The organism is Mesorhizobium sp. BR1-1-16, from assembly GCF_020165495.1.
Classification (GTDB): Bacteria; Pseudomonadota; Alphaproteobacteria; order Rhizobiales; family Kaistiaceae; genus Kaistia.
This window is the reverse complement of the sequence record NZ_JAIUIE010000011.1, coordinates 153,225-167,581: the sequence shown is the minus strand read 5'-3', so window position 1 is coordinate 167,581 and position 14,357 is coordinate 153,225. Positions and strand designations below refer to the sequence as shown.

Genomic DNA, 14,357 nt, shown 5'->3' with positions numbered 1-14,357 from the left:
CCGCAAGGACAACGCCGCCTACGTTTCTCTTTCTTCCTATGAAATTGTCAAACAACTGACGGCAGAAACCGTCGATCTCCACCGGACCTTTCGGTCGGCGCGGCGCATTCTCTAGCCACCAATTGGCAACCAGTCAAGCACCAAAAAACAAAACTCAGAGACGAGTTTTTCGCCCGCGGTCAACTGCGTCAACCGCTGCGTCGATGGCCGTTATGTACGGCTTACCTCCCCGACTGTCAACTGCCGAAAATGGCGGCCCGATCATTTTGCCGGTTTCGGAGGCGGCCTGTGGATAATCGCTGGGCAAGTCCCAAGATCATGGCGCGCGAAACGGCGGTAAACCGCGCGCTTCCGCGATGGTCGCCCCTCGCCCGCGCCTGGAATTATCCCCAGACCCCCTCATGCAACTGGGCAGCTTCGTCCTCGAGCATCGGGCCGATGACCTCGACCTTTCGCTGCCCAGAGGCGAGGACGATCTCGCAGGGGAGATCGAGCGTCGGGTTCTCGGGATGATTGCCGGTCAGCGACTTCATCCGCTTTTCACTGAGCCCATACACGAGCCGTCCGATGCCTACCCAATAGGTCGCCCCGGCGCACATCGCGCAAGGCTCCGCCGAGGTGTACATGGTCGCCGACGCCAGGAAGCTCGGCCCATAGGCAATTCCCGCCCGCGTTGCGATCACGCGCTCGGCATGACCGGTCATATCGCGGTCGGGCAGATATCCGTTCATCTGTTCCATCAGAATGGAACCGTCTCCGCCCACCAGGATGGCGCCGAACGGATGTTGTCCCGAGGCCTTCGCCGCCTCGGCGACCTTGAAGGCAAGCCGCAGATAATGCGCATGGTCTAGGTCGGGTAACGCCGCCCCGCCGCTAGCTGTCGTCTCGCTCATCGCCGGCCCCTCCCGTTTATCTCTTGCACGACCCGTCGCGCGGCCCCTTGCCGCTCGCGGCATGGCCCCTTCTCGGCCGCCGCTCCATCGACGCTTTCCGGCCGCGAACGCGCGGTCTCCGGAAACGCAAGCTTGCGCGATTTCGAAGCGCTTGCGAAGGGCCGGACGTGCCGAACGGTCAAGCCATTCCTCCCCTCGCCTCTCGATCTCTCCCGCCATCTAAGCTACCCTTCGCGGGCCGACCCTTTGGTCGGATCAAGCTTTCCAGCGCCGCCCCGCATCGTGCCCTCATCAAACAGAAGGGCAGTGTTCCGGCCGCGTCCCGGCTGGCGCCGGCGCTGGGCCTGTCACGCTGAATGGAGAGGAAACGCATCCATGGAATATCGGCTTCTCGGTCGCTCGGGCCTCAAGGTCTCGACCCTTTCCTTCGGCACCGCGACCTTTGGCGGCGTTGGCGGTCTCGCCAAATGGGGCGCGACCGACACGACGGAAGCGCGCCGCCTGCTCGATATCTGCATCGAGGCGGGCATCAACCTGATCGACACGTCGAACGCCTATTCGTCCGGCCGGTCGGAAGAGATTCTCGGCGAGGTTCTCGACGGTCGCACCGCGGATCTCGTGATCGCCACCAAGGTCCGCTTCCCCATGGGATCCGGGCCGAATGACGAGGGCCTGTCGCGCCATCACATCATCCGCCAGTGCGAGGCGAGCCTGAAGCGGCTGCGCATCGAGGCAATCGATCTCTACCAGCTGCATGAATGGGACGGCCAGACGCCCCTCGAAGAGACCATGGAGGCGCTCGATACGCTCGTTCGCTCCGGCAAGGTTCGCTATGTCGGCGCGTCGAATTTCTCCGGCTGGCAGCTGATGAAGGCGATGGAGACATCCCGGGCCAATCGCTTCGTGCCGCTTGTCAGCCAGCAGATCTACTATTCGCTCGAGTCGCGCGATGCGGAATATGAGCTCATCCCCGTCACCCTCGACCAGGGTCTCGGCGTGCTGGTCTGGAGCCCGCTCGCTGGCGGCTTGCTTTCGGGCAAATATCGTCGCGGCCAGACGCCGGCCGAAGGCGGCCGCCACCTCAATGATTGGCATGAGCCGCCAATCGCCGACGAAAACCGCCTTTACGACACGATCGAAGTGCTGGTTGCGATCGCTGAAGCACGTGGCGCATCTGCCGCCGAAGTCGCGCTTGCCTGGCTGCTCGGCCGGCCGGGCATCACATCGGTGATCATCGGCGCCCGCCATGAGCACCAGCTGACGCGCAATCTCGGTGCCGCCGAGATGAAGCTGACGGACGACGAACGCAGCCGCCTCGATGCTGTCAGCCTGCAGCGGCTGATCTATCCCCATTGGCACCAGCGCGACAGCGCCGCCGCCAGGCTGGGCGCACCGGAGCTGAGCCTTATCGGCTCCTATCTGAAGCGCTGAAAGGCCAGTGAGACACGCCATGGTCGTCACGGACAACCCGGCCGAAGCGATCGGGCGCAACAAATATGACCAGCTGATCGCTGCCGCGAAGGCGCTGCCGAAGCTGCGCGTCGCGGTGGTTCATCCCTGCGACGACGTCTCGCTGGGGGCGGCGCTCGATGCCGCCGCCCTCGGCCTGATCGAGCCGATACTGGTGGCGCCACCGGCGAAACTCGAGGCTGTCGCTACGGCCGGCGGCTTCGACATTGCCTCGTTTCGCCGTGTGGCCGCTGCGCACAGCCATGACGCAGCCGACAAGGCGGTTGCGCTGGTCCGCGCCGGCGAGGCCGATGCTGTGATGAAGGGAAGCCTTCATACCGACGAACTCATGGGCGCCGTCGTCGCGCGCGACACTGGATTGAGGACGGCCCGGCGCATCAGCCACTGTTTCGTCATGGACGTGCCGAGCCATGCCGATCCGCTGATCATCACCGACGCCGCGATCAACATCGCGCCGACGCTCGATGAAAAGCGCCACATTGTGCAGAACGCCATCGACCTCGCAGCGGCACTTCACTTCGACAGCGCGCGCGTCGCGATCCTCTCGGCGATGGAGACGGTCAATCCCGATGTGCCCTCGACGATCGACGCCGCTGCCTTGTGCAAGATGGCCGATCGCGGCCAGATCACGGGCGGAATCGTCGACGGTCCCCTAGCGCTCGACAATGCGATCGATCTCGGCTCGGCCGAGATCAAGCATATACGCTCGCCCGTCGCCGGCCGCGCCAACATCCTTGTCGTTCCCGACCTTGAAGCCGGCAACATGCTGGCGAAGAGCCTTACATTTCTTGCGGATGCCGATGCAGCGGGCATCGTCGTCGGCGCGCGCGTGCCGATCATCCTGACGAGCCGCGCCGACTCGCGAAAGAGCCGCCTCGCCTCCTGCGCCGTCGCGGCGCTTTTGGCCGCCCATCAACGCGCCACGACGGCGGCCGCCCTCTTGTCGTGACTGCGGCCGTCGATCCCGGCAAGGCGCTGTTATCAGCCGATCCAACGAGTGCTGCCGAAACGAGAAAGCGGACGGATGGATGGTTGCGTGAGGGTTCTTCGCGCGTATGCTGAGATAACGGGTGCGCTCGAACATGACGAGGAGAGGATGCACCACAGCGAAACAATCCAGCAGATGACGCTCCGCTGCATCGACTGCGGACATCTGAATGAATTGACCTTCGACCAGGGAGCCGATGGCGAACAGCTTGGCTGCGCCAGGTGCCAGTCGCGCCTCGGCATGGTTCGTGCGCCGAAGCCCCCAACGCGTCACTGACGCCCCAGTGCCGCGGGCTAGATACCGTCCGCCGCGGGCTAGATCCCGTCCGATGTCACCGTGATGGCCATTCCATAGTCCGTGCTGGCACGCGGCCCGAGCGTATCGCCGATGAGCCGGCCATCCTCGACGCGCGGCAACATCGTTCCAGGCTCGATGCCGAGCGCGAACACGCCTGATTGATAGGAACGCCAGACCAGCAGCGATGGCAGCTTCGCCTGACGATAGGCCAGCGTTACGCCGATACCGCCGAGCGCGGGGTTGCGAAGGCCGACACTGAGATCGCCATTCGCGTCCGGTGGCAATTGCAGATGATCGACGATCTCGCGCGTCTCCTGCCGCGGCGCTGGCGGCAGATCGGCGAAGACCGCCGCGAAATCGCCGAAGGCGCCAGTGAGCTCAGTCGCTAAATCGAGCAGCGGATAGCCGAAATTGAAATGATAGAGCAGTGCATGTGGCGCGGGATTGAAGCCGCAATTCGTCACGCGGTCGTCGAGAGTGATGGTGTGCCCACTGAGCGGGAGTTCGATGCGGCGGCGCCGCTCCAGCACATCGCCGAAAACGCCGGACTGCCGCACCACGCCTTCGCACCACAGAACGCCACGTTCGGCATCGAGCCCATAGCCAGCAAGGTAGGCCTGCAATGTCGAGACTTCGCCATGCTGCGGAAAATCGCGCTCGGGCCGGTGAGGACTGACACTGGTATCGCCAGTAGCGCGCCGCGGCGGCCCGTAATAGTCGAGCCCGCAGGTGACGAGCAAGCCGTCGAAATTGCGCAGGAAGCCGAAGCCGTTCTCGCTCGATGAGAGCTGGGGCGGGAAGCGCATCTGGTTCTGCGAATGCCAGCCGAGTTGGACCTGCCCGAGGCTGAGCGCCGAAAGATCGAAGCCGCGATCGACAGCGACCTCGAACCCGACACCCGCGGCATTGCGCGCGATCAGCACGCGCTGGCCACGGCCCGGGCCATCCTCGAGGCGGAACAGGCGGATTTCAGCGAGCGCCCGCAGGTCGGGCGTTTTCGCCGCAAGATCAGGGTCCGAAAAGTCGGCAGGTGGGAAACCGGACATCGGGTCAAACCTCGCTGACACGCCGGCGCGGAGAGCGCTGGCTCCGTCCGGCGGCCACGATCACCGGGACAGCACGAACGGTCTCGCCTTGGTAGCCTGTCCGATCCCGGCCCGCCACCGCTGGGATCTATGGCGCGGCTGTTTGGGTGGATGCGTCGGTCGGCGCGATGCGCGTTCGCAGGATGATCACCGCGATCAGAGCGATCAGAGCAAACAATACCATCGGCAGGATGGGGGAGATCCCTGCGAGCATCGAGCCGCCAAGGACGCCGATCGCCTCGCCGAGAAAGCCGAGCGCCGTATTGTTGCCGAGGACGGCGCCCTGCCGCTCGGGCCCGACGCGTGCGGAAAGGAGGCCGCTCAGCGAGGCAAAGGAGATCGCCAGCGCGATGCTGGCGAGCGCGCCGAAGGCAACCGCGACGCCGGCGCCGGCCGGCACGAGCACCAGGAGAACCCCTGCAGCGCCAAGCACGGTCGAGATCATGCCGAGGCGACGCATGTCCACCCGCCCCACCAGGAGCGGCATGATCACGAGATTGCCGATCCCCGCCGTCAATGCGAGCGCCGCATAGTCGACCGTGACTTCGCCGACCGAGAGATCGAATACATCGACCAGATATTCCGTGATGACGCGCCAAAAACCCATCGACGCCACAAAGACGAGGAAATTGACGAGGTAATAGAGGCGGAGCGGCTTGTCGGTGACGACGGTCAGCAGATTGCCGAGGCTTGCAGCGATGCTCTGCTTCGGCGCGCCGGCATCCGGAACGCGCGTCTCTCGGAACGAGAAGAAGACCGTGGCCAAGGTCGCGGCGAGGATGGCGAACATCGCCAGGAAGGGCAACATATAGCCGAAATGCGCCGCGGTCGCCCCGCCGAGAACCGGCCCGAGCACATAGGAGACGCTGACGACCGACCACATATAGCCGAGATATTTCGGCCGCTCCTCCGGATTGGTGGTGTCGGCGACGACGCTGGTGCCGATCGCGGCATTCGCCTCCCCAAGACCGCAGGCAGCGAGCGCAAGAGCGAGCAGCCACAGCATGTGAGCGGCGAGACCGAGGCAGATGAGGCCATAGGCGATCGTCGTGACCGCAAGCGAAGCGACCAGCACCGGCCGCCGGCCAAAGCGATCCGACAAGGCGCCCAGCACCGGCGAGCCTACCACCTGTGCCATTGGATAGAGCATCAGCAACACGCCGAGCAGCAGCGAGCGCATCTGCATCGAAGCGCCCGCCGGCACATAAGGCGATGTCGGCGATAACATCATCGGCACGAAGAGCGTCGCCATCATCGCATAGCCGAGATAGGAAATGCCGACGATGACGTAGACAGGGGCGAGGCGCGCAAGCGGCTTCTCGATCACGCCGCTTCGCAATTCGACTGCCGTCATCATCCCCTCCCCGCTCTCACGTCGACGCGAGATTGGTACGAATCAACCCCTGCGCGCAACAAGATCAGGCGGAGTACCGCAACAGCCAGCCGGGGCCAAGACAATCGAACAGCGGCTCGGCCGCCCCGATGAAGCCGTCATCGCCGAGCGACACCGCCATCACGCGGGCGGAATCCCAACCGGCAATCAGTAAGTGGCCGCCATGAACGAGGAGATGCTGCGGCCATGCTGCCCCGGCATCGATCTCCGCCACGAGTTTCGGCGCTGCGCCCCGCATATCGAACGCCGCGATCGTGTCATGGCCCCTGTTGGCGAGATAGGCGAACGCGCCATCTTCCGATCGCTGGATATCGCCCGGATAATTGCGGTCCGTGCGCGTCCTGGCCGAGCCGGTCCGCAGGGTACTCGGCGTGCCGGCCCAGCCGGCAGGACCTTGGAGAGCGCCGACCACAACGTTCGAGGCGAGCTCGCCACTCAAGGCAAGCCGGCCGTCCGGCAGGAACGCACCATGGCGAGGCCCCGTGCCCGGCGGCACATGGATTTCGCCGGCCGGTGCAAGCACAGCGCCGCCGCGCTTTCCGGGGTCGACGGAGAAGCGGCGAATGCGGTCGGCGCCGAGATCGATGACGAAGAGCATTGCATCGTGAAACAGGGCCTGATGCGGATGCGCCGCCTCCTGCCGTGATGAATCGGGGCCGCCGCCTTCGAGCGGTAGCTTGGCGAGAGGGCCCTCGAAGCTGCCATCTGCGGCGAGCGGTATCAATGTCAGGTCGCTCGAGCCGTAATTGGTGGCGACCAGCAGACGCCCGGTCGGATCGACCGCGATGAAGCAGGGATCATCGCCACTCTCCGCCTCGCCTATCGGATCCGCCACCGCCCCTTGGACGCGCCACGCGAGCAGCACGCCGCGGACGCTGCCACTGCCATAGACCACCGGCAATGTCGGATGGCGACAGAGTGACGAGAGCTGTCCCACCGTGGCGAGTTGCGATCCGTGCCAGCCACCCGACCCGCCGACGAAACACCAGAGCCCGTGCTCAGGGCCTGTCCCGCGCGCGGCAACGAGCAGGCTCTCGCCCGGCGCAAAACGGACCTCGGTCATTCTTGTCTCCTGGTGGCAGGTGGGTGGATTTCTGGCGGGAGCCGTCGCGATTCGGCTTCGCAGGATCGGCCAGCCGGTGGCATCCGGCAACCGACGAAATGCGCTCCGCCCAGCAATCACTGAGCCATTGTGCTAACTATTGCGCTGTGATACTTAGCCATATGGAACAGTATCAGCCCGCCCTCGATGGCCTCTTCCAGGCGCTCGCCGATCCGACGCGCCGCGCGGTACTCGGCCGGCTCGGGCGCGGTCCGGCGAGCATCAGCGAGCTGGCAGAGCCCTTCGACATGGCCCTGCCGTCCTTCATGAAGCACATTCATGTGCTTGAGCAGAGCGGCTGGATCTCGACCCGCAAGCAAGGTCGTGTCCGCACCTGCGCGATCGAGACCGCGCCGCTCGCGATCGTCGACGATTGGCTCGTGGCCCAGCGCAAGCTCTGGGAAGCGCGCACCGACCGGCTAGAACAGTTTCTCGCCGATACTGCAAACCCGAAGGAGACCCCGCGATGACCCGGCCATTCGACCCCGCCCGCGACCTCGTGGTCAAGCGCATCATCAAGGCGCCACGCCTCAGCGTCTGGCAGGCATGGACCGAGCCGGCCAAGCTCGAGCGCTGGTTCCTGCCGGCGCCTTCGCTCTGCCGTGTCGTCACGCTCGACCTGAAGCCCGGCGGAGCGTTGCTCACTGAGATGAGCGAGAACGGCGACGCCTTCGTGCCGCATATCGACGCCTGTATCCTTGCCGCCGACGAGGCGGAGCGTTTCGTTTTTACCGACACGCTGACTGCAGGCTGGCGGCCGGGCAAGGAGCCCTTCATGACCGCCGTGATCACCATGAAGGACCATGCCGAGGGCACCGAATACGCGGCTCTCGCCATGCACAAGGACCCGGAAACCCGGACCCTGCACGAGACGCTCGGCTTCCATGACGGCTGGGGCACCGTGACCGAGCAGCTGGCGCGGCTCGTCGAGAGCGGCGCCTAACTTAAGCGGATCAGTCGCGCAGCAATTCGTTGACCGAGGTCTTGGCGCGAGTGCGCTCGTCGACGCGCTTGACGATGACGGCGCAGTAGAGCGAGGGGCCAGGCGCACCATTCGGCAGCGGCTTGCCTGGCAGCGAACCCGAGACGACGACCGAATAAGGCGGCACCCGGCCGATATGGACCTCGCCCGTCTCGCGATCGATGATCTTGGTCGAGCCGCTGATGAACACACCCATCGAGATGACCGAACCCTCGCCGACGATCACGCCCTCGACCACTTCCGAGCGCGCGCCGATGAAGCAATTGTCCTCGATGATGGTCGGCCCGGCCTGCAACGGCTCCAGCACGCCACCAATCCCGACACCGCCCGAGAGATGCACGTTCTTGCCGATCTGGGCGCAGGAGCCGACCGTGACCCAGGTGTCGACCATCGTGCCCTCGGCGACATGGGCGCCAAGGTTGACGAAGGACGGCATCAGGATGACGTTCGGCGCGATATAGGCCGAGCGGCGAACGATGGATCCCGGCACGGCGCGGAAGCCGGCCTGGGTGAATTCGGCATCGCCCCAGCCATCGAATTTCGACGGCACCTTGTCCCACCAGCGGGCGCCATCAGGACCGCCCGAAATCGCGACCATCGGATTGAGGCGGAAGGACAAGAGAACGGCCTTCTTCAGCCACTGATGCACGACCCAGTCGCCATCGACTTTCTCGGCGACGCGGACGGCGCCGCTATCAAGCAGATCGAGCGCGGTGACGACCGCCTCGCGCGCGGCGCCTTTGGTACCGACACCGATCGTGGCCCGATCCTCGAAGGCGGCCTCGATGGTCGATTGCAGGCTGGCGAGATCGGCTGATGTCATGGCTGTATCCGGCTCCATTAAGTCGGCCGGGACGATATCGGCGATTGCCGCGATGTCAACGCATGAGGCGTCGGCACCTCAGGGGGATGTGGTCCGCGCGCCGAGACCGTCGACGATGCGCGTCAGGAAGGCGCCGAGATCATCCGTCAGATAATCGATATGCGCGCCTTCGCTGCCCTCGGTCTCCCAGGCCTCGGCAAGGATCGGCTCGGTGCCGCGCGGTACGATGAGAACCGTCGCCATGCCGAGCGCCTTGGGCACCTCGAGATTGCGCGCGAGATCCTCGAACATCGCCGCCTCGCTTGGCGAAACGCCGTTTTCGCCGAGAAAACGCGCATAGGTATCAGGATGAGGCTTCGGCAGCAGATCGGCGCGCACGATGTCGAAAATATCCTCGAACCCACTGCCGAGCCCAAGGCGGGCCATCACCTTCTCGGCATGTGCCCGCGAGCCGTTGGTGAGGATATAGCGCTTGCCAGGCAGCCGCGCGATCGCGCGCGCCAGCACCGGATCAGGCTCGACCGATGAGTGGTCGATGTCATGCACATATTCGAGGAAGTCGTCCGGGGCGATGCCATGCTCGACGATCAGCCCACGCAAGGTCGTGCCGTAGCGGCGATAATAGTCGCGCTGCAGGAGCTGCGCCTCGTCCTGCCCAAGCGACAGCAGCTTCTGGACATAGTCGCGGATGCGGACGTCAACCTGCGCGAAGAGGTTCGAGTGACGCGGATAAAGCGTGTTGTCGAGATCGAACACCCAGGAACGGACCGGCGCGAAGCGCTCCAGATCCGGCTCGTCGCGAAGCGGGGGCTTGTCCATGTTCAGCGCTTGATCAGCGTTCCGGCGCCATGCTCAGTGAAGAGCTCGAGCAGCACCGCATGCGGCGTCTTGCCATCGAGAATGACGACACCCTCGACACCCCGGTCGAGCGCCTCGATGCAGGTCTCGACCTTGGGGATCATGCCGCCCGAGATCGTCCCGTCGGCGATCATCGCCTTTGCCTCGGCGACGGTCAGTTCCTTGATCAGGTGCTTGTCCTTGTCCATCACGCCGGGAACATCGGTGAGGAACAGGAGACGCGAGGCGTGAAGCGCGCCGGCGATCGCACCGGCGAAGGTATCGGCATTGACGTTATAGGTCTCGCCATCCTCGCCGGCACAGACCGGCGCCAGCACGGGGATGATCTCGGACTTCGCCAGCACTTCGAGCACTTCGGTGCGCACGGTCTTCGGCTCGCCGACAAAGCCGAGATCGACGATCTTCTCGATATTCGAATCGGGATCGACGATCTTGCGGGTCAGCCTGGTCACCGTGACCATGTTGCCGTCCTTGCCCGTCAACCCGATGGCGCGGCCGCCGGCTTCCGTGATCGTCTGGACGATTTCCTTGTTGATCGAGCCGGCCAGCACCATCTCGACCACCTCGACGGTAGCCTTGTCGGTGATGCGCATCCCAGCCGCCCATTCGGACTTGATGCCGAGGCGCCCAAGCATCGCGTTGATCTGCGGGCCGCCGCCATGCACCACCACCGGATTGATCCCGGCGAGCTTCAGCAGCGTGATGTCCTCGGCGAACGCCTTGCCGAGTTCCTCGTCGCCCATCGCATTGCCGCCGAACTTCACCACGACGGTCTTTTCGTCGTAGCGCAACATATAGGGAAGCGCCGTGGCGATCAGCTGCGCGGTCAGCACCGGGTCGGTGCCGGAGGTGATCCGGGGGTCGGTCATGGGATATCTCCGCTCGGGGCAGCGCTCTATAACGAGTTTGACATGGCGGAACAATGACGCCGCGCCATCGGCGGTCAGACGGCGAGCGCGGCGATTTCTGCCCGCAGGCGATCCATGCCGAGGCCAGTCTCGGACGATGTGGCAATGATCGTCGGATGCGCCGCGGGGCGCCGCTTGATGGCGGCCGCGGTGTCGTCGACGATGCGCTCGAGAACGCCGGGCTTCAGCTTGTCGGCCTTGGTAAGCACGATCTGGTAGGAGACGGCCGTGCTGTCGAGCAAATCGAGCGTTTCGAGATCGTTCGCCTTGAGACCATGGCGCGCGTCGATCAGCACATAGACGCGACGCAGCGTCACGCGGCCGCGCAGATAGTCGCGGATCAACCGGTTCCAGGAATCGACCAGTTGCTTCGGCGCCTCGGCATAACCGTAACCCGGCATGTCGACGACGATGACGCCGGCGCCCGACGAGAAGTAGTTGAGTTCCTGAGTGCGGCCTGGCGTGTTCGATGTGCGCGCAAGGCCGCTGCGGCCGGTGAGCGCATTGATCAGCGACGACTTGCCGACATTCGAGCGGCCGGCAAACGCGATCTCGGTCTCAGCGATCGGCGGCAGCGTCTCGATCGAGGGCACCGAGCGCAGGAAGTTCCATGGGCGGGCGAAGAACAGCCGGCCGGTTTCAATCCGGTCGGCCTCCTCGCGAATGCGGGCGAGCTCGTCGTCGCTGATCTCGGGCATCAGTCCAGGCCTTTTCGCATCGGGGTCGCGCCCTTCAGCATCAGGTCTTGGCCTTTGTCGGCTTGCCGGGACCGGATTTCGGCCCGGGCTTGTTGGCATTGGCCGGCCGCGACGTGGCGGCAGGCTTGGCCGCGCCACCCGTGGTGGCGACTGCCGTCGCTGGTTGAGAACCCGGTTTCGGCTTCTTCTTGAAGGTTTCCATGATGTTGCCGAGCAGGTTCACGTCGACGCCCTGCCGCCGCATGATCACATATTGCTGGGCGATCGAGAGCGTGTTGTTCCAGCTCCAGTAGATCACGAGGCCGGCCGGGAACGAGCCGAGCATGAAGGTGAAGATCACCGGCATCCAGGTGAAGATCGCCTGCTGCGCCGGGTCGGCCGGCGCCGGATTGAGGCGCATCTGCACGAACATCGTGATGCCCATGATGATCGGCCAGATGCCGAGCATCAGGAGATGCGGCGGCGACCAGGGGATCATGCCGAACAGCGTGAAGATATTGGTCGGATCGGGCGCCGAAAGATCGTGGATCCAGCCGAAGAACGGCGCATGGCGCATTTCGATGGTGATGAAAATCACCTTGTAGAGCGAGAAGAAGACCGGGATCTGGATCAGCACCGGCCAGCAGCCGGCCAGCGGATTGATCTTCTCCTTCTTGTAGAGCTCCATCAATGCCTGCTGCTGCTTCACCTTGTCATCGGCAAAGCGCTCGCGGATCGCAGCCATTTCCGGCTGCACCTTCTTCATCGCGCTCATCGACTTGTAGGACTTGTTGGCGAGCGGGAAGAAGATGGCCTTGACGAGCACGGTGACCAGAAGGATCGCCACGCCGAAATTGCCGAAGAGCTTGTAGAAATAGTCGATGACGTAGAACAGCGGCTTGGTGAAGAACCAGAACATGCCCCAGTCGATCAGGAGGTCGAAATGCTCGATCTTCAGATCGTCACGGTAGCCGTCGATGATCGACACCTGCTTGGCGCCGGCGAAGACGAGATTCTCCGTCGTCGCGGTGCCGCCGGCCGCCACCTGGATCGGGGCGCCCTGGAAATCGGTCTGATAGAGGCCCTGGCCGGTATCGACATGCGAGAAATGCGCGGTGAACGGCGTGCGGTCACGCGGGACGATCGCGGTCGCCCAATATTTGTCGGTGATGCCGAGCCAGCCGCTGGCGACATCGGCGAAGCTCTGCGGGCCTTCCTTCTTGATCTTGGCGTAGGTGATCTCCTGCAGATGCTGGTCGCCCATCCAGCCGATGAGTCCCTCATGCAGGATGTAATAGCCGGCGACCGTCGGCTCGCCGAGGCGCGCGACGCGGCCATAGGGCGAGAGTGAAACGGGCTGGCCGGTCGCGTTCGTCACATCATCGCGCACCGTGAACATGAAGCTCGGATCGATGGAGATGATGCGCTTGAAGGTGAGCCCCGCGCCATTGTCATAGGTCAGCGTAACAGGTGTATCGGGCGTCAGCTTGGCGTCGGCCGGTGCGGTCCAGATGGTATCCGGCCCGGGAACCGTCGTGCCGGCGGCGGCGCCAACCCAGCCGAACTCGGCAAAATAGCCATTGGGCGCACCCGAGGGCGACAGCAGGATGATCGTCGGACTGTTCGGGTTGACCGTCTCGCGGTAGCCCTTGAGACGCAGGTCGTCGAGGCGTCCGCCCTTGAGATTGATCGAGCCCGAAACTGAGGGGGTTTCAACGGGAACGCGCGGCGTCGCGGCAAGGGCCGCCTCGCGCGTCATGTCGCCGGTCCCGACCACCTGCGTCGGCGCGCCTGTCGCGGGCGTCGTCGTGCCGGCAGCCGGTGTCGTGCCTGCAGCGGTCGTTGCGGCGGGCGTATTGGCAGCCGTTGCGGCGGCCTGCTCGCGCTTCGTCTGATCGAGGCGCGGCCCGGCGATGAAATACTGCCAGCCAAACACGACCGCGATCGACAGGGCGACGGCCAGGATCAGGTTGCGATTGTCGGTCATCTGTCGGATCTTTCGGCGGAACGGTCGGTCGGGCCCATGAGGGCGGGTTCGTTCGGTGCGGCGAGGCGCCGCGTGCGACCCCCGTCAGGCGCCGTCGTTGTCGAACGTTGCGACGGCGTGGAAGCGGGCGGGCGATCGAACGAGGCAAGGCCTGAGATAAGGTCGCGCACCAGGTCTTCGAAGGGCTGCGACAGTGCGGCGCGGCGGCCGATCAGGACGTAATCGGCGCGGAGGCTCGCATGCGGCGCGGCGGCCAGACGCACAGCCTCGCGCAGGCGGCGACGGATGCGGTTGCGCTCCGGCGAATTGCCCATTTTCTTGGTGACGGTGAAGCCGAAGCGAGGCCCGACCTCGCCATCACGATCCCGCTTCTGCAGCAAAAAACCGCGCCGGGAAGCGCGAGCTCCACCGGCGGCGGCTAGAAATTCGGCGCGTTTCTTGAGACGCCCCATGGTCTTCTGTCGATCCATGGCGAGCCTTTCCAGGCGCCGGCCGGCTGCGTTGCTGGCCGAAAGCGTCAGGCCGTCAGCTTCTTGCGGCCCTGGGCGCGGCGCTGCGCGACGACCTTGCGGCCGCCAACGGTGGCCATACGGGCGCGGAAGCCGTGCCGGCGGGCGCGGACGAGCTTGCTGGGCTGATAAGTACGCTTCATGGGTCGTCACCGCCTGGGGCGGCCCTCATTCAATCTGTTTCACATCCGGAGGCGCGGCGGGCCCGCTCCGAAGCCAGGCATGCATCAGCATGCGACCTCAGCACGCATGCAGCCTGCTCTCGTCGAGCCCGGCTTATACGGAGAAGGTCCGACCAAGTCAACGCGCCGCACCGACCTCTCGCGCCTTCAAATGGCCATGCCGACCGATCAGCAGCATCGCCATAAAGCCGGCGAATCGCGTC

15 protein-coding genes are annotated in these 14,357 nt (G+C 64.8%); 4 read left to right on the top strand and 11 right to left on the bottom strand.

Annotation, left to right across the window (positions count from 1 at the left end; genetic code table 11):
• Positions 1–383: 383 nt before the first annotated feature.
• Positions 384–893 carry a nucleoside deaminase gene (locus LB518_RS20180; RefSeq protein WP_224579618.1) on the bottom strand — a complete coding sequence of 170 codons (510 nt, stop codon included), beginning with the start codon at positions 891–893 and terminating at the stop codon, positions 384–386.
• A 375-nt stretch (positions 894–1,268) separates the two neighbouring features.
• Between LB518_RS20180 and LB518_RS20175 the strand changes: the two genes are divergently transcribed.
• Both LB518_RS20175 and LB518_RS20170 read left to right on the top strand, forming a co-directional pair.
• Complete coding sequence (locus LB518_RS20175; protein WP_224579606.1) at positions 1,269–2,324, top strand: aldo/keto reductase; 1,056 nt, start codon at positions 1,269–1,271, stop codon at positions 2,322–2,324.
• 19 nt (positions 2,325–2,343) lie between these two features.
• Positions 2,344–3,312, top strand: coding sequence for a phosphate acetyltransferase (locus tag LB518_RS20170; RefSeq protein ID WP_224579605.1), 969 nt, complete (start codon positions 2,344–2,346; stop codon positions 3,310–3,312).
• A 353-nt stretch (positions 3,313–3,665) separates the two neighbouring features.
• Here the strand turns inward: LB518_RS20170 and LB518_RS20165 are convergent, their stop codons facing one another.
• The 3 genes from LB518_RS20165 to LB518_RS20155 form a co-directional block, all read right to left on the bottom strand.
• On the bottom strand, positions 3,666–4,694 hold the full coding sequence (locus tag LB518_RS20165; protein WP_224579604.1) for a DUF4432 family protein: 1,029 nt from the start codon (positions 4,692–4,694) through the stop codon (positions 3,666–3,668).
• A gap of 127 nt (positions 4,695–4,821) precedes the next feature.
• On the bottom strand, positions 4,822–6,087 hold the full coding sequence (locus LB518_RS20160) for an MFS transporter (RefSeq protein WP_224579603.1): 1,266 nt from the start codon (positions 6,085–6,087) through the stop codon (positions 4,822–4,824).
• A gap of 64 nt (positions 6,088–6,151) precedes the next feature.
• The gene (locus LB518_RS20155; RefSeq protein ID WP_224579602.1) at positions 6,152–7,189 is read right to left on the bottom strand and encodes a lactonase family protein; all 1,038 of its coding nucleotides are present in this window, start codon (positions 7,187–7,189) and stop codon (positions 6,152–6,154) included.
• Between the two features lie 161 nt (positions 7,190–7,350).
• Here LB518_RS20155 and LB518_RS20150 point away from each other — a divergent pair, with 161 nt between their 5' ends.
• Together LB518_RS20150 and LB518_RS20145 are read left to right on the top strand one after the other, a co-directional pair.
• Complete coding sequence (locus tag LB518_RS20150; RefSeq protein ID WP_224579617.1) at positions 7,351–7,698, top strand: ArsR/SmtB family transcription factor; 348 nt, start codon at positions 7,351–7,353, stop codon at positions 7,696–7,698.
• Positions 7,695–8,171, top strand: coding sequence for an SRPBCC family protein (locus LB518_RS20145; RefSeq protein WP_224579601.1), 477 nt, complete (start codon positions 7,695–7,697; stop codon positions 8,169–8,171). The genes LB518_RS20150 and LB518_RS20145 overlap by 4 nt, the downstream gene beginning before the upstream one ends.
• A gap of 10 nt (positions 8,172–8,181) precedes the next feature.
• On the opposite strand, the gene dapD is transcribed toward LB518_RS20145, so the two are convergent.
• The 7 genes from dapD to rpmH form a co-directional block, all read right to left on the bottom strand.
• Positions 8,182–9,033 (bottom strand): 2,3,4,5-tetrahydropyridine-2,6-dicarboxylate N-succinyltransferase, encoded by an 852-nt coding sequence (gene dapD / locus LB518_RS20140; protein WP_224579600.1) that lies wholly within the window; start codon positions 9,031–9,033, stop codon positions 8,182–8,184.
• Between the two features lie 78 nt (positions 9,034–9,111).
• A complete protein-coding gene (locus LB518_RS20135) occupies positions 9,112–9,852 on the bottom strand; it encodes a pyrimidine 5'-nucleotidase (protein ID WP_224579599.1) in 741 nt (246 codons plus the stop codon).
• A gap of 2 nt (positions 9,853–9,854) precedes the next feature.
• Positions 9,855–10,760 (bottom strand): acetylglutamate kinase, encoded by a 906-nt coding sequence (gene argB / locus LB518_RS20130; RefSeq protein ID WP_224579598.1) that lies wholly within the window; start codon positions 10,758–10,760, stop codon positions 9,855–9,857.
• Positions 10,761–10,834: 74 nt separating this feature from the next.
• Entirely contained in the window at positions 10,835–11,497 is a 663-nt protein-coding gene (gene yihA, locus LB518_RS20125) for a ribosome biogenesis GTP-binding protein YihA/YsxC (protein ID WP_224579597.1), read from the bottom strand.
• A gap of 40 nt (positions 11,498–11,537) precedes the next feature.
• Positions 11,538–13,463: a membrane protein insertase YidC gene (gene yidC / locus LB518_RS20120; protein WP_224579596.1), complete on the bottom strand. Its 1,926-nt coding sequence runs from the start codon at positions 13,461–13,463 to the stop codon at positions 11,538–11,540.
• A complete protein-coding gene (gene rnpA / locus LB518_RS20115; protein ID WP_224579595.1) occupies positions 13,460–13,933 on the bottom strand; it encodes a ribonuclease P protein component in 474 nt (157 codons plus the stop codon). The genes yidC and rnpA overlap by 4 nt, the downstream gene beginning before the upstream one ends.
• A 47-nt stretch (positions 13,934–13,980) precedes the next feature.
• Complete coding sequence (gene rpmH, locus LB518_RS20110) at positions 13,981–14,115, bottom strand: 50S ribosomal protein L34 (RefSeq protein ID WP_224579594.1); 135 nt, start codon at positions 14,113–14,115, stop codon at positions 13,981–13,983.
• Positions 14,116–14,357: the final 242 nt, after the last annotated feature.